Raw genomic sequence first — 22198 nt, 5'->3', positions numbered from 1 at the left:
TATCGAGCCACGTCATTGAGTCCTTTCGCCCCCGAGGAAGAAGTCTATCGGGACGACAACTATTCTGACGCGGGGGGAGGGCGCGGAACATCGGGGACATGCGAAGAAGCCTAAAGAATCTCGCGGCTCGGTTTCGGAACGACCGAACCGTGCGATTCCCATACTCAATGGCCGCGCTTATGCACGCCCGCTACGGGTGCCGGCAGCGGCTCACTCGCAATCCCCGACAGAATCCGACAGCTCTGCGTTGCATTCGGAGCTTTGCACTTGCGGCGAAGGTCCAGCAGATGCCCTTGTAGCTGCTGCAGTTCGGCGATGCGGGACTCGACATGCTGGATGTGCTCATCGACCAGCGCGTTGACGGCGGAGCAGTCCTCGTCGGGGCTATCGCGCAAGGCCAGCAGCTGGCGAATCTCGTCCAGCGTCATGTCCAGCATCCGGCAGTTGCGGATGAACGCGAGTCGGTCGACCTGCGCGGTGTCGTAGACGCGGTAATTGCCTTCGGTGCGACGTGGTGGAGGCAGCAGGCCTTCCTTCTCGTAGTAGCGGATGGTTTCGGCCGGCACTTTGAGCTGGGCGGCAAGGTCACCGATCTTGAGCGCGGGTTCGGAGGACATTGCGGGACTCGGAAAAGGCTTGACCTTGAAGTTACTACAAGGTGTTTACTGCCGCCATCAGCCCGCTTGTTGACCGTTCCATGGCCGGAAACTGCTGCGCCTCCACCACCTGCTCTTCATCGAAAGCCACGTCGCCGACGTATCGCCGCGCGTTGTGGATCGCCCTGGTCGTCAATCTCGGCATGTTCGGGGTCGAGCTAGTGGCTGGCTGGGGCGCCGGGTCGGCCTCTCTGATGGCCGATGCAGTCGACTTCTTCGGTGACGCCGCCAACTACGGTGTCTCGCTGTTCGTGCTGTCGATGGGTCTGGCGGTGCGCGCCCGCACCGCCTTGCTCAAGGGACTGAGCATGGGCGGCTACGGACTCTACGTGCTCGGCCAAGCGGCCTGGAACGGCTGGTACGGCGTGGTTCCGGAAGCCCGCACGATGGGTATCGTCGCCACCGTCGCGCTGATTGCCAATGTCGGCGTCGCGGTGATGCTCTACGCCTACCGCAGCGGCGACGCCAACATGCGCTCGGTCTGGCTGTGTTCACGCAACGATGCGATCAGCAACATCGCGGTGCTGTTGGCAGCGCTCGGCGTGTTCGGCACCGGCACCGCCTGGCCCGATCTGCTCGTCGCCACCGGCATGGCCGCGCTCGGCTTGAGCGGCGCACGCGAAGTGATCGCGCATGCCCGTCGTGATCTCGCGAGCGTGGCGGACCCGAAACCTTTGGGTAAGCCCGCGTGATGACCGTCATGCAAACCGCACCGAGCGTACTGGCGTATGCACCTCATGATGGACACGGGTGCTTTTTGCCTGAGCTTTTTACATCGCAAGCATCTCGTCATACATCGCGTCTTAACGCATTTCTAACGGTAAGCGCCGTATCGTGCCGGCGGCGAATCTCATGGCTACGGCTAATGATCTTTACCTATTGATATGCAACGCCGCTGGCCTATGATCCTGCCTTAATCATGCTCCGCAAAGCCGCCATTTGGACGCTTTTCCTCAGTCTCGTCGTTACGAGATTGCTGGGGCTGCACGCACATGCCTGTGCGGGCTTAGACCCAGCGGGACAGCCACATGAAGCGCCGCACATCGCGGACAGCGGCTTGTTGTTCGGCGAGTTTCACGATGGCGATCATTCCGATCAGGTGGAAATCGGCGTTGTCGGACTGGTCTCCTCATATGCACTTGCGGCTCTTGATTCTGATCTGCCGGCGTTGCCGGTTTCGGATGAATTAGCGGTCGTTGAAAGCGGCTGGCTCACCGTTCGCAGCTTGCGCGGTCCGCCAGAAGTCCTGTCGACGGCCTCATCTCAGTCACGCCTGCCGCCGCTGCGCGGCCCTCCGGCTTACTCCCGGGTTTGAACTCAGCTCCGCCCTGCTAGGGGCGGCCGTTCATGCTGTCTGGGAGTCACCATGTTCTCCTCGTTTGGTCGCAGCCTCGTACTGGCTGTGACACTGCTGGCGCTGCCAGCCATTGGGCGTGCCCAAACGCCCGCTATTACCCTGCGTGACGCATTGGCGCGCACGCTCGATTCCAACCCTGATCTCACGGCTTACTCGTACGTTTTAAAAGCACAGGACGGACGCGTCCTACAGGCGGGGCTGCGCCCCAATCCCACCATCGGTGCTCAGGTCGAGAACGCGCTAGGCACTGGAGAGGTGAAGGGCTTCGACTCGGCCGATGTCACGCTTTCGCTGAGTCAGGTGATCGAACTCGGAGAGCTGCGCCCGAGCCGCATCGCAGTCGCGGAGCTAGAGCGCGACGGGCTTGAAGTCGAAGGTGGCGTTCGTCGTCTCGATACCGTGGCGGAAACGGCCCGCCGTTTCGTGTCGCTGGTTGCTCAGCAAGAGGAGCACAAGCTCACTCATCTTGCCGTCGAACTCGCAGAGAAGACGGCTTCGGCAGTGGATCGCCGTGTTGCGGCTGCGAAATCTCCGGTGGCCGAACGCGATCGTGCCGCTGTTGCGATCGAGCGCGCGAAGAACGACGACGCACATGCCGAGCATGAGCTGCTGACCGCGCGCTATGCGCTCGCTGCTGCCTGGGGCGCGTCGAGCCCGGATTTCGAAACCGCCAATGCCGATCTCTACAAGCTGCCGGGCACAACGTCTTACGAGGCGTTGCTCGCCGCTCTTGAAAAGACGCCTGACCTGACTCGCTACCTCAGTGAAGCGCGCTTGCGCGATGCCGAAGTGAAGCTGGCGATCGCGAGCCGCTTTGAAGGCTTTCAGGTCGGAGCGGGCGTGCGCCGCCTCGGCGCGAGCAATGACACGGGACTGATCTTCTCGTTCCAGATGCCGCTGCCGATCCGTAATCGCAACCAGGGTTTGATCGCGGAAGCCGAAGCCCGGCGCGAAGGCTCCGCCGCCGAACGCGAAGCGGCGCTCGTGAAAGCCCGCACGCAGCTGTTTGGTTATTACCGTGAACTGCTCGACCGCCAACGCGAAGTCTCGGTGCTGAGCGAGCGCGCACTACCGCGTATGCAATCGGCACTCGACAACACCAACTACGCCTACGAGCGTGGACGCTACGGCTATCTCGAATTGATCGATGCCCAGCGCGAGCTGCTCGACCTCAAGCGTGCGCAGATCGAAGCCGCGCAGCAGTACCACCTCACCCTCATCGAAATCGAACGCCTCACGGGCACTGCCCTGAGCCGCTGAAGGACATCGCACATGCGCAATCTCACTCTCAACGCGCTGGCTCTGAGCATCGGGATGCTCACTCTCACGCTGGCGGCCTGTGGCGGCGAAGAGTCCGCCCAGAAACCTCACCAAGACGCCAAACCCCAGGCAGGACAGGATGCCGGGGGACATTCGACCAAGAAGCCTCACGACGAGCCGAAAGACCCCAAAGACGAAAGCTCGGAAAGCAAGGAAGGACTGGCGGATGGCGAACACGGTGAAGTGCTGAAGCTCTCCGCTGAAGCACGGGCCGCTGCCGGGCTCAAAGTCGCTCCGGCCGGCCCCGGAAAGATCGCGGAAACGCTTCCGCTGTATGGCGTGGTCAAACCCAACGCCGAGCGCGTTCGCAGCGTTACGGCGCGCTTCCCCGGCGTGGTTCGCTCGGTGTCGGCCAAGATCGGCGATAGCGTCAAACAGGGCTCAACACTGGCGACGGTTGAAAGCAACGAGAGCTTGCAGGTCTATCCGATCAGCAGCCCCTTGGCCGGCGTGGTAACGGAGCGTCTGACCAATCCAGGCGAACAAGCCGAATTGCAGCCCTTGTTCACGGTGGCCGACTTGAGTTCGGTCTGGGTGGAGCTGGCGCTGTTCCCGCGTGATCGCGCCCGCGTGCAGCTCGGTCAGGCGGTTCGCGTACAGACCGCCGATGGCGGCTTGTCGGCCGAGGGCAAGGTGGTGTTCGTTTCTCCGCTGGGCTCAGCCGCAACGCAGAGCCTCACGGTTCGCGTGCTGATCGATAACAGCTCGGGGGCTTGGTCTCCGGGTTTGTACGTGCGCGGTGAAATCACCATCGGCGAAGTCATGGCTCCGGTCACGGTTCCGGTCTCCGCGTTGCAAGAGCTCGAAGGCGGCACCTCGGTGTTCATTGACGATGCCGACGGACTCGAACCCCGCGTGGTGAAAGTGGGACGTAGCGACGGCCGGATCGCTGAAATCCTCGAGGGGCTTCAGGCCGGGGAGCGCGTGGTAGGCGAAGGCAGCTTCGTGCTGAAGGCGGAACTCGGCAAGGGCGAGGCTGAACATGGCCACTAACGCTACCGATCGCCTCTCCCCGTCGTCTGCACGGAGCCCTCAAGGAGGACGCCGCCATGCTTGAGTCACTCATCAAATTTTCGATTGATCGGCGATGGATCGTGATGGTCGTGATGCTCGCGCTGATGGCGCTGGGCGTCTGGAACTACCAACGCTTGCCGATCGATGCTGTACCCGACATCACCAATGTGCAGGTGCAGATCAACACCCAAGCCGACGGCTACACGCCGCTGGAAGTCGAACAACGCATCACCTTCCCGATCGAAACCGCGATCACCGGACTGCCAGGCCTCGACTATCGTCGCTCGCTGTCGCGCTACGGGCTGTCGCAGGTCACGGTTGTCTTCAAGGACGGAACGGATCTCTATTTCGCGCGCAATCTCGTCAATGAGCGACTGCAACAAGTGCGTGCTCGCTTGCCTGATGGTGTCGAACCCGCGATGGGTCCGATCGCAACAGGGCTTGGTGAAATCTACCAATACACGGTCGAAGCGGATGACAAGGCCCGTCAGGCCAATGGTCAGCCCTACGATTCGATGGCACTGCGCTCCTTGCAGGACTGGGTGATCCGCCCGCAGTTGCTGCAAGTCCCCGGCGTCACCGAGGTCAACAGCATCGGCGGATATGCCAAGCAGTTTCATGTGATGCCTGATCCCGCGCGGCTGCTCTCTTACGGCTTGAGCTTCGAGCAGGTCGCGGCTGCGGTGGAACGGAACAACGCCAACCAAGGCGCCGGCTACATCGAGCGGAACAAGGAGCAGCTCCTGGTTCGCATTCCCGGCCAGGTGACCGGAATCGAAGACCTGAAGCGCATCGTCGTGGCGACGCGAGGCAGCTTGCCGATCACGGTCGGCGATGTTGCAGAAGTCGCATTGGGCAAGGAACTGCGGACCGGTGCGGCGACTCGCGACGGCCATGAAACCGTGCTCGGCACCGCGGTCATGCTGGTTGGCGAGAACAGCCGGACGGTCGCCGCCGCCGTCGCCCAGAAGATCGAAAAGATCAACGACTCGTTGCCCAAAGGCGTGCGTGCGGTGCCGGCTTACGATCGCACCGTGCTGGTCGATAAAGCGATTGCGACTGTACAGAAAAATCTGCTCGAAGGTGCGCTGCTCGTCGTCGTGATTCTGTTCGGGTTGCTCGGCAATCTGCGCGCTGCGTTGTTGACGGCGGCGGTCATTCCGCTGGCGATGCTGATGACGATCACGGGTATGGTCGAAACCAAGGTTTCTGCAAACTTGATGAGTCTTGGCGCGCTCGACTTCGGGTTGATCGTGGATGGTGCCGTGATCATCGTCGAGAACTGCCTGCGCAGACTGTCTGAACGCAGTAACGAAGGCACGCTATCGCTTAGCGAGCGTTTCGACACCGTACGTGCGGCAACCACTGAAGTCATCCGACCGAGCCTGTTCGGCGTCTTCATTATCACGGCGGTGTACCTGCCGATCTTTGCGCTCGAAGGCGTCGAAGGAAAGATGTTCCACCCGATGGCGCAGACGGTTGTGATGGCACTAGTGGCCGCTTTGTTCCTGTCGGTCACGTTTGTACCGGCCGGTGTTGCGATGCTGTTCCGAGGCCCGGTGCGAGAAAAGCACAACATCGTGCTGTCGGCTGCCCGTCATGGTTACGAGCCTTTGCTTCGCTTCGCATTGAAAGCCCGCGTCGCGTTCCTGGCCGCAGCCATCGCACTCGTCTTGGTGTGCGGCTGGCTCTCGACTCGCATGGGGAGCGAATTCATTCCGAATCTCAACGAAGGCGATCTGTCGGCTCAGGCGCTCCGAATTCCGGCGACCGGCTTGACGCAGTCTCTCGAATTCCAGAAGCAGATCGAAAAGCGTCTCCTGGAATTCCCGGAAGTGCTCACGGCTTTTGCACGCACCGGTACGGCCGAAGTAGCTACCGATCCGATGCCGCAGAACATCTCCGATGCCTACGTGATGCTCAAGCCGATCGATCAGTGGCCGAATCCGAGCAAACTCAAATCGGAGCTGCAAACCGAGATGCAGGAGGCCTTGGAGAAGCTACCGGGCAACGCTTATGAAATGAGCCAGCCGATCCAGCTTCGCTTCAACGAACTGATCTCGGGTGTGCGATCGGATTTCGCCGTGAAGCTTTATGGCGACGATCTCGACGTGCTGCTGTCTTCCGGCAACAAGATCGCGGCGGTGGTGCGCGGTGTGACGGGCGCCGATGATGTGAAGGTCGAGCAGGTGTCCGGTTTGCCGGTGCTCTCGGTGGAGCCCAAGCGCGATTCGTTGGCTCGCTATGGCATCGCACTCGCCGATCTGCAATATGCGGTGTCGGCGGCCGTGGGTGGCAGAAACGTCGGTGAAGTATTCGAAGGCGATGCGCGCTACGACATCGTTCTGCGTCTGCCCGAGAGCCAGCGCGACGATCTCAAGGCCTTGGAGCGCCTGCCGATCTCACTGCCGGGTGGCGAAACCGTTCCACTGGCGGAAGTCGCGGAACTCAAGATCGCACCTGGTCCCAACCAGGTCAGCCGAGAGGATGGCAAGCGTCGCATCACGGTGACGGCGAACGTGCGCGGACGCGATCTCGGCAGCTTCGTCGCCGACGCACAAGCCGGGATCAAGCAGGTGCAGCTACAGCCCGGCTACTGGCTCGATTTCGGTGGCACCTTCGAGCAGTTGCAGTCCGCCAGCAAACGCCTGGCGATCGTCGTGCCGGTCACCTTGGTGCTGATTCTCGGCCTGCTCGTGCTGGCCTTCGGGAATCTCAAAGATGCGCTCGTGATCTTCTCGGGGGTTCCGCTGGCATTGACGGGCGGCGTGCTCGCGCTTTGGCTGCGTGACATTCCGCTCTCGATCTCGGCAGGCGTCGGGTTCATCGCTTTGTCCGGCGTGGCAGTGCTCAACGGACTGGTGATGGTGACCTTCATCCGCAGCCTGCGTGAGCAAGGAGAAGGTTTGGATCAGGCCATCATCGATGGCGCGTTGACTCGGCTTCGTCCTGTGCTGATGACGGCGCTCGTCGCATCGCTCGGCTTCGTTCCGATGGCCTTGAATACCGGCACGGGGGCTGAAGTGCAGCGTCCGCTCGCGACGGTCGTGATTGGCGGAATCCTGTCGTCGACGATCCTCACCTTGCTCGTGCTTCCGGGCCTGTATCGCATGGTGCATCGCCGCGAAGCCGATAAGCCGGCTGAGCCTGCGACGGCATGATCATGAACAGCGCGCCTACGTCAGAAAGCCGCGTGCAGCAGCGTCGTCGATTCTGGGCGACCCGCACGGTTTGTGTCGCCATCCTGGCGCTGTTCGCGCTGTCTCGTTCGGGGTGGCATCAGGTCGACAGCCTGGTGCCACATCTGCTGATGCAATTCGGCATCGTGCTCGCGGCTGTCGGAGCGATCGGGCGGATATGGAGCAGCAGCTATGCGGCGGGCAACAAGAACAGTGTTCTGCTCACGGTAGGGCCTTACTCGCTGGTGAGAAACCCGCTGTATGTTTCGAGCTACCTCGGCGGGCTCGGGATCGCGATCACGACGGAAACCCTCACCATTCCGATACTGCTGACGGTCTGGTTCGTTTGGTACTACCGGACAGTGGTTGCAGGCGAGGAACAGCATCTTCAGCAGCTGCATGGCAGTCGTTTCAAGACCTACATGAAAAGCGTGCCGCGCTTCATTCCGAGCAAACACGGCTTGCTGGAGCCGTATCGCTGGGAAATGAGCCCTCGCTCATTCCGACAATCATTGATTCAAGTGATCTGGTTCGTCGTGGCGGCCGTGGTGATCCATGGCCTCCACGACGTCCGGCTTGCCTTAGGCGAGCCGGCCTTACTCACGCTCTACTGAGGTTCCAATGAACAAATCAGAAAAGCATCGGAAGGATCGCAGTCGCCACAAGCAAACAATGCCTCCATCTCATCCCGCCTTTTGGGAACGCTTGAAGATGATGTTTGGCAGCACAGGCTTGCGCTATCTCGCTGGACTCTTTGCGGCCGCGATCTTTGGTGGCTTGATCGCAGGTGTCAGCACCTTGTTGGATCGCGAAACGCCGAAAGAGTCGGCGACGACGGTCGATGTCTACTACGTCCACAGCTGCCCCTGCGTCGGCAGCTGGATCGATTATTTGCAGTCCGCCGGATTGAAGGTACGAGCCTTCGAACCCGAGACACTCAATTCGATTCGCTATGCGATGAAGATTCCCAAGGGTGTTAACGGTTGCCACATCGGCCGATTCAAAGGCTTGTTCGTTGACGGACACGTCCCCAAGGACGCGCTGCTGTGGGCCGCGCAACAAGGCCCGAGCGTTCTGGGTATCGCAGCCATCAGCGAACCCTACAGCCAGCCGGAGCGGCATTTGTACGAGCAGAAGATTCGTGTCTATGGTGCCGACGGGGTTTGGCGCCCTTGGACGAAGTCGAGTGAGCAGCAGGGACCGGCGCGCGGGGCGTGATCGGTACGGAAGTGCGGCGCGGCTCAATGATGATGAGGAGAAGCAGACGATGAGTTCCAGCAAGGTTTCCAAGCAAGACGATAATCACGCCGATCACGACCACGGTCCAGACGGCGGGCAACACGACGAGCATGGCCACGGCGGAATATTCGGCGCGAACACCGAACTGGTGTTCGCCATTCTCTGCGGCCTGTTGCTCGCCATGGGCTACATCATCGAGAAGAGCGTGGTTGCCCTCCCGGAATGGAGCGCCCAGGCTTGTTACTGGGCGGCTTACTTCTTCGGCGGTTACTTCACCTTGCGCGAAGCCATCGAGAATCTGCTGAAACGCCGATTCGAGATCGACACGCTGATGCTGGTCGCCGCAATCGGTGCTGCATCGCTCGGAGCATGGGCCGAAGGTGCGCTGCTGCTGTTTCTTTTCAGCATCGGGCACTCGCTCGAAAACTATGCCATGGGCCGTGCAAAACGCGCGATCGAAGCCTTGGCAAAGCTCGCACCGGAGACTGCGACGGTTCGTCGCAATGGTCGCACGCTACTGATCCCCGCTGAGCAGTTGGTCGTTGGCGACACGGTCATCGTCAAACCCAACGAGCGATTGCCAGCTGACGGCTTCGTAGTGAAGGGAAACAGCAGCGTCAATCAGGCGCCGGTCACCGGCGAGAGCGTGCCGGTCGACAAACGGCCGGTCGACAACATCGACGGCGCGAGAGCCAACCCCAACACGCTCGATGCCGCGCATCGTGTTTTCGCCGGAACCTTGAATGGCAGTGGGGCGATCGAGATCGAGGTCACGCGCCCGGCAAGTGAAAGCGCTCTGGCCCGTGTCGTACAGATGGTGAGCCAGGCAGAAGCACAGAAGTCGCCTACACAGCGATTCACCGATCGGTTCGAACGCGTATTCGTTCCCGCCGTGCTCGTGCTTGCGGTGTTACTACTGTTTGCCTGGGTCGTCGTCGACGAGCCGTTTCGCGACAGCTTCTATCGTGCGATGGCCGTGCTGGTTGCAGCCAGCCCCTGTGCGCTGGCAATCGCGACTCCAAGCGCCGTGCTTTCGGGCGTGGCACGCGCCGCCCGCAGCGGTGTGCTGATCAAGGGCGGCGGGCCATTGGAATATCTCGGGTCGCTACAGGCCATCGCGTTCGACAAGACCGGCACGCTGACTGAAGGCCGCCCTCGGGTTACGGACGTTTATCCGGCACCGGGAATTCCAGAGCAGGAATTACTTGAGATCGTGATCGCCGTTGAAAGCCTCAGCGATCATCCACTGGCCGCGGCCATCGTTCGGGACGGGCGCGAACGATTAGGCAATGCGGGACAACTCGTGGCAACGGACCTTGAGAGCCTGATCGGTCGAGGCGTATCGGCACGCGTCAACGGACACCCCGTGCTGATCGGCAAGCCGGCGATGTTCGGCAGCGAAGGCGTGGCACCTTTATCCCCGCCATTACAGGACGCGGTTTCCAAGCTGCGGGATGGCGGACGTACGCTGATGGTGATCCGTCGCGGGGATCAGGATCTCGGTGCCATCGGACTGATGGACACCCCTCGTGCAACCGCCAAGGCGACGCTGAAAGAACTACGTGCGCTTGGGATCAAACGCATGATCATGATCTCGGGCGACAACGAAAAGGTTGCCACCGCCGTCGCACGCGAGATCGGGCTCGATGAGGCTTGGGGCGACCTGATGCCGGAAGACAAGGTCACCGCGATCAAGAAGCTGCGTGAAGAAGCACCGGTTGCGATGGTCGGAGATGGGGTCAACGATGCCCCTGCGATGGCCAATGCAACGGTTGGCATCGCAATGGGAGCCGCAGGATCGGATGTCGCCTTGGAAACTGCGGATGTTGCGCTGATGGCGGACGATCTCACCAAGCTCCCTTTCGCAGTGGGTTTGAGCCGCAGCACTCGGTCGATCATCCGCCAGAACGTCTTCGTGAGCTTGGGGGTGGTCGCGTTCCTCGTGCCCGCGACCATTCTCGGCTTGGGCATCGGCCCTGCCGTCATGCTCCATGAGGGCTCCACGCTGCTCGTCGTGTTCAATGCGCTGCGATTGCTGGCCTACGTGGAGCGAAAAGCGGTCGCGTAGCGATTGCAGCGGAGCCAGATCGTGACACGCAAACTGACGCTCCTGCTGATCGAGGACCATGTCGATATCGCGGCGAACGTCGGCGAATACCTGGAGCATCGTGGGCATACCGTTGATTACGCATCCAACGGATTCACCGGACTGCACCTCGCAACCGTCAATCGCTATGACGCATTGATTCTCGACATCGGCCTGCCAGGAATAGATGGAATTGCGCTCTGCCGCAGGCTACGAACCGACGCATTGAACCCGGTGCCCATTTTGATTCTGACCGCGCGGGATACGGTGAGAGACAAGCTCCACGGATTCGAAGTCGGAGCGGACGATTACTTGACCAAACCGTTCGCTCCCGCTGAGCTACTTGCGCGCTTGCAGTCCCTGGTTCGTCGCGCATCAGGCGCAACCTTGGGGCAGGTACTGCGAGTCGCTGATTTATCACTGCAACCAGACACCTTGATCGCCCGGCGTGGAGATCGCCGAATAGAGCTGACTCCCAGCGCGTTACGGCTGCTGGAACGTCTGATGCTCGCGAGCCCCAAGGTAGTTTTGAAAGCCGATATCGAAAGAGTGCTCTGGGGTGACGATCGGCCAGAGGGCGACGCCGCTCTGCGTGTCCATATCCACGCGCTGCGTTCCGCCATCGATCAAGGCGAACGCATTCCGCTGCTCCATACGGTCCGCGGTCTGGGCTATCGGCTTGCGGTGGACGATGATTTATAGACCTTCGCTCAAGACGCGTTTCGTCGCAGCGCTACTAGGTCTTGTCCTGATCGTATGCGCCGGCTTTTCCTATGCGGTCCATGAATTCATCGGTGTTCTCGAACAACAGCTGATGGAGCAAGCAGTCAAGCGCGAGCTTCACGAAATGGCCGATAACGTGCGAGCTGGCCGAATGGGAACGCTTCCGCACATGTATGGCATGCGTGGCATTCTCTGGCATATCGGAGAACCACTTCCTGCACCGCTGCCGTCGGCTGTTGCGCTGTGGCCCAACAACAGCTTCAAAGAAATCACGATCGAGCGGCGCAAGTTCTACGTTGGTCGCGAAGACGTTGGTCGTACCGCAGTCTGGGTCATGTTGGACATGACGCAGATCGAAACCTTGAAGGCACGGCTGATCAATATCGCCTATACCGCTATTGCGACCGCCATTGGCGCAGCGATTCTGCTCGGGCTCCTGCTGTCTTGGATCGTCGTCGCTCCGGTACGCAGGTTGGCATTACAAGTTGCAGCTCTCAGACCTGAAGGAAAGCGCATCGTCCTGAAAGATCGATTCGCCGATCCCGAGATTCGGCTCATTGCCGATTCGGTCGATCGCTATCAGGAGCGGATAGAGCGGTTCGTCACCCGCGAGCGCGACTTCACCAGCGACGCGAGTCACGAGTTACGCAATCCGTTGGCGGTCGTTGCGAGTGCGCTTCCAATGCTTCGTGAAGAACCAACTCTGAGCGATGCCGGCCAGGATCGTCTACAGAGGATCGAGCGCGCGACGACCCAGATGAAAGTGTTGCTCGATGCCTTGCTATTCCTCGCACGCGAAGACGGCGGGCACGCTTTTGAACTATGCGCGTTGGACAATGAGGTTTGGGAACTGGTCGAACAATGGCGAGACGCGGCAACGATCAAGGGCGTATCACTGACCTGTGAGATCACGCACTCGCTTCTGATTGAAGCACCACCCGGCATGGTGGCCTGCGTCGTCGGCAATCTGCTGTCCAACGCGATACGACACACCCACCAAGGAAGTGTGCACGTCACGGTCAATCGCGACGGTGTATCGGTAGAGGACAGCGGAGACGGCATCGCGCCCGAAGAGATCGAACGGATATTTCGTCGCGGCTACAGCGGCACGCAGGGTAGCGGGATCGGCATCGGCCTCTATCTGGTGGGACGCATCTGCGAGCGGCTCGACTGGAAGATTCAGGTCGCCTCGGTTAGAACCGGTGGAAGTCGTTTCGCACTGTCCTTTCAGCCGAAGAAACTAACGAAAAGATAACGCGTGGCTAACGCGGCGCTGAGGTGACAGCGCCGATGATATGGCATGCGCGATTTCATTCTGTACTCCGGCTCAGGCGTCGTCGGGACAGCGATTCACTACGCCGTTTTCCTGGCTCTCCTGCACTCGGCCACTGCGCATCAGGGAATCGTTGACGCGTCTCGGCTGGTGCTTCTCTCGACAGTCGCGGCCCTGACTGGGGCGCTCGTCAATTACCTGCTGAATGCCAGTTGGATGTCATCACGTCCGGTGCGACACCGGCGTAGCGCCCCACGCTTTGCGCTTGTGGCTGCGACCGGATGGGGAGTCAACGCAGCGGTCGTCGCGAGCGCCGCACATCTCGGCATGGCAGCTCTGTTTGCGCAACTTCTAGCGACCGCCAGCGTTTTGGCTGTCGGCTTCCTTCTCAATCGGTACTGGACTTTCGCATGACTCACTCGGTGACTCGAATCCATCGGCATGGCGCGAGCCTCGACACCTTGAGTGTGGTCGTTCCTGTGCATAACGAGTCGGCTGTTCTTGGCGAATTCCATCGCCAATTGGTGATTGCCCTCGAACAGGTTCCGCTTCTCGCAGAGATTATCTACGTCGACGACGGAAGTGAGGACGAGTCACCTCGGTTGCTGCGGCAAATCCGCTTGGGCGACACCCGCGTCGCAGTCCTCGAACTATCGCGAAACTTCGGCAAGGAAGCCGCCATGACTGCCGGATTGGATCATGCGAGCGGTGACGCGGTGGTGATCATCGATGCAGATTTGCAGGACCCGCCACAACTGATTCCCCAAATGGTGGAAGCATGGAGAGATGGCTTCGACATCGTGACAGCGCGGCGATCCAGCCGCGCTGGCGAAAGCCTTTTTAAGAAGCTCTCCAGCAAGTTGTTCTATCGAGTCCTTGCTGCGACATCGGATGTTCCCATCGCGATCGATGTCGGAGACTTTCGGCTGATGAGCCGTCGCGTCGTCGATGCGCTGAAACAGCTTCCCGAACGAAATCGTTGCATGAAAGGGCTGTTCGCATGGGTGGGCTTCACGCAGAAGGAGCTGAGCTATGAACGCGCGGCCCGACATGCGGGGACATCGAAATGGGGGTTCTGGGAGCTGCTCCATCTGGCTTTCGACGGACTGACCGCTTTCACCTGGGCACCGCTGCGCATCGCCACGCTGCTGGGTCTTTTAGTTGCTGTTGGTGCATTGGTCATGGGCGGCTTCATTGCAGTCCGAACAGTGCTATTTGGCGATCCTGTGCCGGGATATCCGTCGCTGATCTGCGTGGTGCTCTTTCTCGGGGGAATGCAGTTGCTCGCAACCGGCATCCAAGGTGAGTACCTGGGACGCTTGTTTATCGAGTCAAAGCAGCGCCCCAACTATCTGCTCAAGAATCTACAACCGGCGAGCGATCTCTCATATTCACCGCATGTGAGCAAAGGGCGATGATGCTGATTCGTCTGTTTCGTGAGGCGCGCTGGACGACAAGTGCGCTGTTGGTGATCCTGCTGCTTCGCCTTCTGAGTCTCGGCGCCTATCCGTTGACGGACACGACCGAGGCGCGTTACGGCGAAATGGTACGCAAGATGGTTGAGCTTGGAGACTGGGTGACTCCGTGGTTCGACTATGGGGTTCCGTTCTGGGGAAAGCCGCCGCTGGCATTCTGGTTGTCAGCCGCATCCGCGTCGGTGCTGGGGGTCAACGAGTTTTCGCTGCGCTTACCCAGTTACTTGTTGGGCCTTGGCATGCTGGGACTCGTCGGGCGACTAGCGTGGCAACACGGTGGGCCTGCACGCTCAGCTCTGGCGATGTTGGTGTTGGCATCGAGTGTTTTGTTCTTCGTTTGCAGCGGTGCCGTTTTGACGGACACCGCCTTGGCTTTTTCAGTAACGCTCGCAATGACCGCGTACTGGCTTGGCGTTGTCTCTCCATCGAGACATTCTGGGCGATGGCGCATGGTTTTCTTCGGCGCATTGGGGCTTGGCCTGCTCGCGAAAGGACCCGTCGGATTGGTCTTGAGCGCAGCGCCGATCCTGTTTTGGGCTGTTCCCTACGAGTACCTACGAGCTTCGCTGCGTTGCATGCCGTGGATAGCAGGGTTGTTGACGATGTCGACGATCGCCATTCCTTGGTATCTCCTTGCAGAGCACCGAACACCCGGATTCCTCCAATACTTCCTTGTCGGCGAGAACTTTCTGCGCTTCGTCGATCCGCTTTGGTCAGGCGACCGATATGGCAGTGTGCACGACGCCCCGCATGGCTACATCTGGTTGCTGTGGGTTGCGTCGATCCTGCCTTGGAGCGTTGTGCTTCCGGTGATCTGGTTCACAACGCGGCGTAGTGTCTTGGGAATGTCGAGTAACCGGCACCAGCCTGCATGGAACGCATATCTTCTCTGCTTCGCGTTGGCCCCATGTCTGTTTTTCACACTCGCAGGGAGTGTGCTACCCACCTATGTCCTGCCTGCATTGCCTACATTTGCTTTGTGGACCGCCAATCAAATTTTCGCATACGGCTCTTCAACGGTGCTGCGGCGAACTGCGATATCAGCAGCGATATTGCCGGCAATTTTCGTCGGCTTGCTCCCAGTTCTGAACACGAACGTGGCCGCAGATAAATCTCAGTACCAGCTTCTGACCGCTCTGCCTGTGAATGCAGACGTCGTCTATTTTCCTAAGCGTCCGTTCTCGGCACAGTTTTATTCGAATGGGCATGCCATCAGTGCGGCCTCGATCGATGATCTTCAACTCATCGTGTCGAAGAAGCCTGGCGTCTACATCGCCATATCGACGCAGCAATCGCTCCCAGAAGAACTGAAATCCGGGTATCAGATGATCATGGTAGCGGGGGCAAAGCGAGAGTACGCACTTTGGAGGCCCGCACAGTGATTGATCGGCGACAAGTGTCCCCGTGCTTCATAAGCTGTAGAAGAGGGGGCATCTAAGAATCTGATCGATTCGGTAGCACAGTCTAAAAAATACGGACTAGTCTTCTTGGCGGCAGATTTCTCTTGGCAGATGGCCAGCTAGACGACGGTATTTCGGCTTTCAGAGTGCATTGAGCCAACGTGGAAGCGCAGAGCAGTGATTGGCTCGCGAGTCTCTTTCCACCCTCATGAGTCAGCGAGCCGTCAGAGACTTTCAATCACCGTCAGATCGCCAAAGCGCACTGTTGGTGAAGTCGAGTCTAAACTCGGAGATGTCCAGCCTGGAGAATCAAGTCCGGATAGTGTGCAGTGGAGGGGAAAATCGCGCTCATGCTGTTTTCCTCAATCAATGCATGCATCGCGATTTTAAATGGATCACCGGAGCGATGATGTAGCAGCTCCTGACTAGCAATATTGGCAGGATGCATGCGACTAACGCGAACATAAGCTGCAATGGCCGTAAATACATCGTTTGCATGTTCCGACCTTCCGTCTCGGTACTGGACACTGGGGAACCTAATTCGCAGCCGGCGCAACTCGTCTACTGCCTCCTGCGATCCGTATCCTTCTCTCGTTGCGAGATCGAAGCAGAGAGGAGTTTTGATCCGCATCGCGCAGAGCATGTAAAGCCAAAAAACGTGTATGACATAGCGGGAATTCAGTGACGCGATTACGGCTCTGGCCATCGTATGCATTCGCTCCTGATCTCGAAGGTCAAGCTTCAGTGCATCAGCTACAACGGATATTTCGTGAACCGGATCCTTGGTTTCGGACATCCAGCACAGAATTTTTCGCTCTGAAAAGTGATTTCGGCGGTCCAAAAGAATTCTTGTGAAGCTCCGATTGTCTGGAGGAGGTAGCGCGGCCTCGAGGTCAAAGAATCGTCTCAAATACGATCTTCCGTCGAAGCCCTGCCCGTACACAGCTTTTACAGACTCGCCCAACTGGTCCGTATTTGTGGCCACAATGAAAACGACATTGGGAACTCCGAAGACGTGCTTAATTCCTTCGAGCAGCGAGATCGCAAATGAGGGACGGCAGCGATCCAGCTCATCGATAAAAACAAACATTGGCAAATTCACATCCGTATTTTTGCCAATGAACTTCAGTGTTCGGATCAGTTCTGCCTTGAAGGCCTCAACGGCCTCTATTCGCGACTCGGATTCGCCAAGAACTTTTTCGAAAATTGCATCCAGTGTGGAGTCCAGCTCTGCTGCACTTTCGCTGCCCCCCTCTGCATTAGCCCCTCCTTCGACAAAGCTATCCGCCAACTCGTCCAGGGCAACGCCGGTTAACTTCTTGGTGACTCCGGCAAGTAATACTTTGCCTGCCGGTAGCACAGCCCTCCGTAGAGTTTTGACAAGCGGCTTCGTGACTTCCATCGCTTTCCGCCGACTGTCTTTGCCGTCGTCAGCCTTGGCGCACTGCTCCTCTAGCTCTCGTTTGATAGCGGCCATCAGCAGCGTCGTCGCTTCATCTCCAAGATCGTGTTTCCACGCGTCGAAAGATACGACGGCGTGATTGGCCCTTCGGAGATCCTGTGACCATCTGTCGATAAAGAATGACTTGCCGGCTCCCCACGGAGCATCCAGCGCCAAGGTTAGGCCTTGCTCCTCGTTGGGCGGGGATCGGTTTACAAGAAAATTGGTGAGGAATGCCGCGTACTTTTCGCGCTCGAGAACATCTTCGGACCAAGAAAGGACCCTCGCTCTGCTTGAGTCAGACACTGCATTCCCCTTGCTCATCGACAATGCTGAAGCATGCCAAAAACGCGAAACTCCCGAGCAGACCTCATTGCCCAGAACGCATCGCTGGATCCCAGCGCAGCCCTGGTAGGGTGCCGATGACTGCGTCGATAGGCCCCGGAGGCGGCCGAAGTGACGGCGAAACTCATTTGAGTTTGGGCATGGCTAACGAACCCACGAGAAAGCAGCTCTATCAGAAAAAGAACTGAATTTCGGATGCATGCTCCAGCGCCCGTCCAGCGTAAGTGCGAGCTCCTCCCATCTTTATCCTCATCTACATCGTTATCGGCGAAACCTATTACTTCTTGCGTTCGCCTGGAGAATAATCGGACGGCTTTTTATTCGATGAATATCTCGTGGGGGGCTTGTGAATTGGTTTGACCTTGACCGGCAGTATTTCGAATGGCGTTCGGGTGAATTCACTGATCTGCCGCTGTTGCGAATGTCGAAGTCTAGGCTCGGATGGGCCGACCTCCTGCTACGTCGGCGGGTGGTCTTGCTGGCTGAAGGTGGCAGCGGTAAGTCCAGGGAAGTAAGGGCGCGTGCGCAGCTACTTCAGCAGGCGGGTAAGTTTGCCGTCGTGGCCACAATCCTGGACGTTGACAAGGCAGGCAGCCTCGAAGGCGCGCTTCGCTCTGCAGAGCGCGCAAGCTTGGATGCTTGGCGCAGCTCGGAAGACGATGGCTGGTTCTTCCTCGACTCCATCGATGAAGCAAAGCGTGGGGCGGTTCGCTTTCAGCGTGTTGCAGGTCTGGTTGCTGATGCAATCAAGGGGCACGAAGGACGTGCCCATGTGATGTTTACAGGGCGGCCCGCCGACTGGGAGACCCGGGCTGACCTTGAAAGCTTACTTTCAGAGCTGCCGATTCCCCCACCACCTTCGACGGTTCCCGCTCCCGATCCGAACGAGCTGCTAGTTAACATTATCCGTCGGAGGCGAGCTGAGCCACCTGCTCCACAAGAGCAACACCTGGTGGTCGTGATGGCGCCTCTCGATACGCCTCGAATTGAGAAGTACGCCACTTCCCACGGGGTCCAGGATCCCGCAGGACTGATGCAGGCCATTTCGGATCGAGATCTTGCCAGCCTTGCTGGTCGCCCTCTCGACTTGCACTGGATCGCGGACTTCTGGAAAAGCCATCGCCGACTCGGCACGCTAAGAGAGATGCTTCACAGAAGTCTTACGGAGCGCCTGACGGAGCGGCGACCCGGAGCTGCCGCCGGCGATGCATTGACCGAAGCGGCTGGCCTTGAAGGTCTTGAGCGAATCGGCGCCGCGCTTGTATTTGCACACAAGCGCGGCTTGCAGATTCCCGACTCAGATGATGCCGGCGAATTATTGGCAGATAGCGCCGACCTGGTCGCAATTCTTCCAGATTGGACCGGTGACAATCGCAGCGCTCTTCTGCGTCGTGCCGTGTTTGAGCCCGGCCCCCTCGGGACGGTGCAGCTACATAGCGACAACAACGGCGATGTCCGCGCCTACTTAACATCGCGCTGGCTGCATCGTCTGCGAACACAGTCCAACCTCTCGTTGAGCCACCTTCTGGATCTGCTATTCGCTACAACTTACGGAGTTCGTTTTGTTCGGCCCGCGCTTAAAGGGGCCGCGGCATGGCTTGCGGTCCTCGATGACGCAGTCGCTTCGGAAATGATCGCGCACGCGCCGAATTTGCTATTGACCATGGGAGACCCCGAGAGCCTTTCGGTGCCTGTCAGAAAGCGAGCGCTGGAAGCAGTTTGCAACAGCATTGCGGCCGCTCCCGACCTGCACAGCGGACAATTGGACGAAGATGGGCTCAAGCGATTTATCAGCACCGAGTTGATTCCAACCTTGAGGACTCTCTGGAGTCAGCATGCAGGCTGCGCCGAGGTGAGGACATTGCTCACGCGTCTGATCTGGCTTGGGAAGTTGAAGGTTTGCGTCGATTTAGCTGAATCGGTTTTATCTGATCGGAACGAAGTGCCGATTGTTCAGCGTTCCTGGGCAGCGCGTGTAATCGGCCACCTAGGAGATGATCAACAGCGGAGAGCTCTGGCCAATACGATCTGCGACTCACCCGAGCAACTCCATTTGTCGATTGTTTGGGAATTGGTCGTTAGCCTATTTCCGTCGATTTTGAGCCTGGACGAAGTGATCGCGCTGATCGAGAAGCTCGACAGCACGGAGGACGAACTGGCAAGCATGTTTGAGACGGGCGGAGTCGAACTGGTTGCCAAGATGCAAAATGCCGAAACCCTGGGCAGGTATCTGGGGGCGGTGCTAAACATTCTTGGTGGAGTATCTGGAGGTTTCGGTCACGAGCCCGACTTGCGAGAAGAGCGCTACGCGCCAAGCATCACGTCCGGCGCTCTTCGCTTGTTGCAAGTGTCTGCGAAGGATGTAGCCCCCAGCGCTGCTATCGATGCGGTCCTGCGACTTGGAGAGAGTAACTACTCGCAGAGCGGTAATGGCGCTCCGATTACCAAAGAGCTGCATCGGTCTTCCGAACGTCGTCGTGCTGCTTTCTGGCAAGCAGCGAACTGCTTCCGCGGTAACCCGCATCTTCAAGGTGGAGTCGTAACTCGAGATTGGGAAATGCGGATGCTTGGTTACGATCCGGGCATCGTTGAAGAAGATCTCGATTGGCTGCTGTCGGATGTTAAGCAACATGCTGATGAGAATAATCGGCGCCTTGCGTTGAATACGTTGTTGATGCTGTGGCGCGCGCTGGACTCTTCCGAAGGCGTGATGCAGAAAATCGAGTCCGCTGTAGACGGAGACGCTACTATGATGGCGGAGCTTCTCGAGGGGCGAAAGCCACAGAAGCCTAATCCCGAAATCATCAGGATGGAACAGCAGTCACTCGCTTCCGAGCGGCGTAACGCAGCTCAATTGGCCGCTCGCGATCGCCATTGGATCGACTTCATCGCGAGCCTGAAAGCCAAGCCGGAAGATCTTCGATCACCGCGCCCCACAACTGAAAATGGTGTCGATTCTAGGCTGTTCCATTTGTGGGAATTGCTAAGAGGCGTGCACGAATCAAAGCATCGCTACTCACTCGATTCCTTGGGAGCCTTGGGTGATCTTCTGGGGCCTGAACTCTCGGCTGCTTTTGTCTCAGGCCTCGGAATGCATTGGCGGCAATGGCAACCCAAACTGGATAGCCAAAAACAGCCTGACCAGCGAAATACGGCGAGTGCTCATGATCTTATGGGCATCGCTGGATTGTCGTTGGAGGCGGCCAGCGATAAAGATTGGGCGGCAAAACTGTCACCGGAAGAGGCTATTCGTGCTGCCGAATACTCAACTCTCGAGATCAATGGCCTGCCACAATGGCTGGCTGAACTTTCCAAGCGCCATCCCGGGGCAGTTTGCGAAGTTTATTGCCGCGAGATTCGCGCGGAGTTGAGCGAGGCATCGAATGTGGAACAATTCGGAGTTCTTCATGATGCGAGTCGCGCAGACGTAACATTGCATTGGCTCATCGCGCCGGGGCTAATTGGTGAATTGGCTGCACGCGATGAGATTGCGCTGCCAGCGCTGAAAGCGATTTTGTCCATCCTGCTGAGCGCGGCCAACGACGATGCCGTCTTGCGGGAATCTCTAGCAGAGATTGCGCTGCGACGGTTCCATGAGCACGGGCACAGTGAGACCGCAGCTGCATATCTGTCCATTCTCTTTACGCTGGATCCACAGGCTTCGACACAGGCGCTCGCGGACAAGCTTTCGACGTTGGCGAATGATGCTGAGCGAGGAGCGTTCCTGATTGCTTTGCTACCGCGGATTGTGGGAAGCCGATGGCGATCTGGTAATGAAGGCGTGGCGCTCCCATTCGAAAGCCTCGTGCAGATGGTTTGTATAGCCTATGACACGTTAAATCCGAAAGATGATCCCAATCATAGTGGCGTTTACTCTCCCTCCGCGCTTGACCATGCGGTCGACTCTCGTGACCTTGCACTGACTCTGCTGTCGGAAACACCTGGTCGAGCAACCTTTGAAGCGCTTCGCGGCCTTTCTGAGCGTGAAAATTTTCCCTTGCCGGCAGTGGTTTTGCACCGAATGTCACTTGAGCGCGCGGAGAAAGACTCAGATCAAGAGGCTTGGCCGCTGTCCGAAGTTTATGAGTTCGAGCGCAGCCGGTACTTCGCACCTCGGACAACGAGAGGGCTGCAAGATCTAGCAGCCAACCGAGTTCGGGATATTCAGCACGACCTGCTACACGCCGACTTCGCACAGGGGCAAGTTGTTTGTGACCTGCCGAATGAAAAAGCAGTCCAGCTCTGGGTCGCAGACCGATTCGAGAGCGTGGCGAATCGTAGCTACTCGGTTGAGCGAGAGTCGCATGTCGCGAGCGAGAAGGAGCCAGATATCCGGCTTCGCTCGCGAGAATCAGACGCAACCCTACCTATTGAAATAAAAATCGCTGAGAGCTGGTCGTTTTCGCAACTGGAGACCGCTCTAGTTACTCAGCTATGCGGACAGTATCTGCGGCACGACAGCGCCAGACACGGTGTACTGTTGCTAGTGCATCAGGATGCGAGGTCACTTGGCTGGAAGAGGCCAGGAAGCAATGAGTATCTATCGTTTCAGCAGTTGGTCGATGAATTGACCAAGATTGCAGCGAAGCTAGCATCGAGCGACCCCTTGGCAGTGCAGCCGATCGTGGCGACGCTAGACGTGTCTCACTACAAGAGATCGGCACCCGTTGTAAATCCACCCGAGTGACGC

General features: G+C 58.7%; 16 protein-coding genes. 14 read left to right on the top strand and 2 right to left on the bottom strand.

Annotation, left to right across the window (positions count from 1 at the left end; genetic code table 11):
* Positions 1-164: 164 nt before the first annotated feature.
* Positions 165-617 (bottom strand): Cd(II)/Pb(II)-responsive transcriptional regulator, encoded by a 453-nt coding sequence (gene cadR / locus AC3WUM_RS22075; RefSeq protein WP_421793253.1) that lies wholly within the window; start codon positions 615-617, stop codon positions 165-167.
* A gap of 80 nt (positions 618-697) precedes the next feature.
* Between cadR and AC3WUM_RS22070 the strand changes: the two genes are divergently transcribed.
* The 13 genes from AC3WUM_RS22070 (at position 698) to AC3WUM_RS22010 (ending at position 15704) form a co-directional block, all read left to right on the top strand.
* Positions 698-1348 carry a cation efflux transmembrane domain-containing protein gene (locus AC3WUM_RS22070; protein ID WP_421793252.1) on the top strand — a complete coding sequence of 217 codons (651 nt, stop codon included), beginning with the start codon at positions 698-700 and terminating at the stop codon, positions 1346-1348.
* Positions 1349-1575: 227 nt separating this feature from the next.
* Complete coding sequence (locus AC3WUM_RS22065; protein WP_421793251.1) at positions 1576-1971, top strand: hypothetical protein; 396 nt, start codon at positions 1576-1578, stop codon at positions 1969-1971.
* Between the two features lie 51 nt (positions 1972-2022).
* Positions 2023-3273 (top strand): TolC family protein, encoded by a 1251-nt coding sequence (locus AC3WUM_RS22060; RefSeq protein ID WP_492413051.1) that lies wholly within the window; start codon positions 2023-2025, stop codon positions 3271-3273.
* A gap of 12 nt (positions 3274-3285) precedes the next feature.
* On the top strand, positions 3286-4326 hold the full coding sequence (locus tag AC3WUM_RS22055; RefSeq protein ID WP_421793249.1) for a permuted SH3 domain-containing protein: 1041 nt from the start codon (positions 3286-3288) through the stop codon (positions 4324-4326).
* A 56-nt stretch (positions 4327-4382) separates the two neighbouring features.
* The gene (locus tag AC3WUM_RS22050; protein ID WP_421793248.1) at positions 4383-7508 is read left to right on the top strand and encodes an efflux RND transporter permease subunit; all 3126 of its coding nucleotides are present in this window, start codon (positions 4383-4385) and stop codon (positions 7506-7508) included.
* Entirely contained in the window at positions 7505-8140 is a 636-nt protein-coding gene (locus AC3WUM_RS22045) for a methyltransferase family protein (RefSeq protein ID WP_421793247.1), read from the top strand. The genes AC3WUM_RS22050 and AC3WUM_RS22045 overlap by 4 nt, the downstream gene beginning before the upstream one ends.
* 7 nt (positions 8141-8147) lie before the next feature.
* Entirely contained in the window at positions 8148-8744 is a 597-nt protein-coding gene (locus AC3WUM_RS22040) for a DUF411 domain-containing protein (protein WP_421793246.1), read from the top strand.
* Between the two features lie 49 nt (positions 8745-8793).
* Positions 8794-10833 (top strand): heavy metal translocating P-type ATPase, encoded by a 2040-nt coding sequence (locus AC3WUM_RS22035; protein ID WP_421793245.1) that lies wholly within the window; start codon positions 8794-8796, stop codon positions 10831-10833.
* A 33-nt stretch (positions 10834-10866) separates the two neighbouring features.
* A complete protein-coding gene (locus AC3WUM_RS22030) occupies positions 10867-11553 on the top strand; it encodes a response regulator transcription factor (protein WP_421794219.1) in 687 nt (228 codons plus the stop codon).
* Positions 11543-12829, top strand: coding sequence for a sensor histidine kinase (locus AC3WUM_RS22025; RefSeq protein ID WP_421793244.1), 1287 nt, complete (start codon positions 11543-11545; stop codon positions 12827-12829). The genes AC3WUM_RS22030 and AC3WUM_RS22025 overlap by 11 nt, the downstream gene beginning before the upstream one ends.
* Before the next feature lie 45 nt (positions 12830-12874).
* A complete protein-coding gene (locus AC3WUM_RS22020) occupies positions 12875-13261 on the top strand; it encodes a GtrA family protein (RefSeq protein ID WP_421793243.1) in 387 nt (128 codons plus the stop codon).
* Positions 13258-14265, top strand: coding sequence for a glycosyltransferase family 2 protein (locus tag AC3WUM_RS22015; protein ID WP_421793242.1), 1008 nt, complete (start codon positions 13258-13260; stop codon positions 14263-14265). Before AC3WUM_RS22020 ends, AC3WUM_RS22015 begins: the two co-directional genes overlap by 4 nt.
* On the top strand, positions 14262-15704 hold the full coding sequence (locus tag AC3WUM_RS22010; protein WP_421793241.1) for an ArnT family glycosyltransferase: 1443 nt from the start codon (positions 14262-14264) through the stop codon (positions 15702-15704). Before AC3WUM_RS22015 ends, AC3WUM_RS22010 begins: the two co-directional genes overlap by 4 nt.
* Before the next feature lie 298 nt (positions 15705-16002).
* Here the strand turns inward: AC3WUM_RS22010 and AC3WUM_RS22005 are convergent, their stop codons facing one another.
* Positions 16003-17487 carry a KAP family P-loop NTPase fold protein gene (locus AC3WUM_RS22005; RefSeq protein ID WP_421793240.1) on the bottom strand — a complete coding sequence of 495 codons (1485 nt, stop codon included), beginning with the start codon at positions 17485-17487 and terminating at the stop codon, positions 16003-16005.
* Between the two features lie 367 nt (positions 17488-17854).
* On the opposite strand from AC3WUM_RS22005, the gene AC3WUM_RS22000 reads away from it, so the two are divergent.
* Complete coding sequence (locus AC3WUM_RS22000) at positions 17855-22195, top strand: hypothetical protein (RefSeq protein WP_421793239.1); 4341 nt, start codon at positions 17855-17857, stop codon at positions 22193-22195.
* Positions 22196-22198 lie beyond the last annotated feature (3 nt).

Source organism: Hydrocarboniphaga sp. FW305-C-57 (assembly GCF_058783045.1).
The sequence above is the reverse complement of the archived record's forward strand: the minus strand, read 5'-3'. Positions and strand labels throughout refer to the sequence as shown.

Excerpts from the sequence above, each read along its gene's own strand:
- cadR (WP_421793253.1), bottom strand. The coding sequence starts at position 617 with ATGTCCTCCGAACCCGCGCTCAAGATCGGTGACCTTGCCGCCCAGCTC.
- AC3WUM_RS22070 (WP_421793252.1), top strand. The coding sequence starts at position 698 with ATGGCCGGAAACTGCTGCGCCTCCACCACCTGCTCTTCATCGAAAGCC.
- AC3WUM_RS22065 (WP_421793251.1), top strand. The coding sequence starts at position 1,576 with ATGCTCCGCAAAGCCGCCATTTGGACGCTTTTCCTCAGTCTCGTCGTT.
- AC3WUM_RS22060 (WP_492413051.1), top strand. The coding sequence starts at position 2,023 with ATGTTCTCCTCGTTTGGTCGCAGCCTCGTACTGGCTGTGACACTGCTG.
- AC3WUM_RS22055 (WP_421793249.1), top strand. The coding sequence starts at position 3,286 with ATGCGCAATCTCACTCTCAACGCGCTGGCTCTGAGCATCGGGATGCTC.
- AC3WUM_RS22050 (WP_421793248.1), top strand. The coding sequence starts at position 4,383 with ATGCTTGAGTCACTCATCAAATTTTCGATTGATCGGCGATGGATCGTG.
- AC3WUM_RS22045 (WP_421793247.1), top strand. The coding sequence starts at position 7,505 with ATGATCATGAACAGCGCGCCTACGTCAGAAAGCCGCGTGCAGCAGCGT.
- AC3WUM_RS22040 (WP_421793246.1), top strand. The coding sequence starts at position 8,148 with ATGAACAAATCAGAAAAGCATCGGAAGGATCGCAGTCGCCACAAGCAA.
- AC3WUM_RS22035 (WP_421793245.1), top strand. The coding sequence starts at position 8,794 with ATGAGTTCCAGCAAGGTTTCCAAGCAAGACGATAATCACGCCGATCAC.
- AC3WUM_RS22025 (WP_421793244.1), top strand. The coding sequence starts at position 11,543 with ATGATTTATAGACCTTCGCTCAAGACGCGTTTCGTCGCAGCGCTACTA.
- AC3WUM_RS22020 (WP_421793243.1), top strand. The coding sequence starts at position 12,875 with ATGCGCGATTTCATTCTGTACTCCGGCTCAGGCGTCGTCGGGACAGCG.
- AC3WUM_RS22015 (WP_421793242.1), top strand. The coding sequence starts at position 13,258 with ATGACTCACTCGGTGACTCGAATCCATCGGCATGGCGCGAGCCTCGAC.
- AC3WUM_RS22010 (WP_421793241.1), top strand. The coding sequence starts at position 14,262 with ATGATGCTGATTCGTCTGTTTCGTGAGGCGCGCTGGACGACAAGTGCG.
- AC3WUM_RS22005 (WP_421793240.1), bottom strand. The coding sequence starts at position 17,487 with ATGAGCAAGGGGAATGCAGTGTCTGACTCAAGCAGAGCGAGGGTCCTT.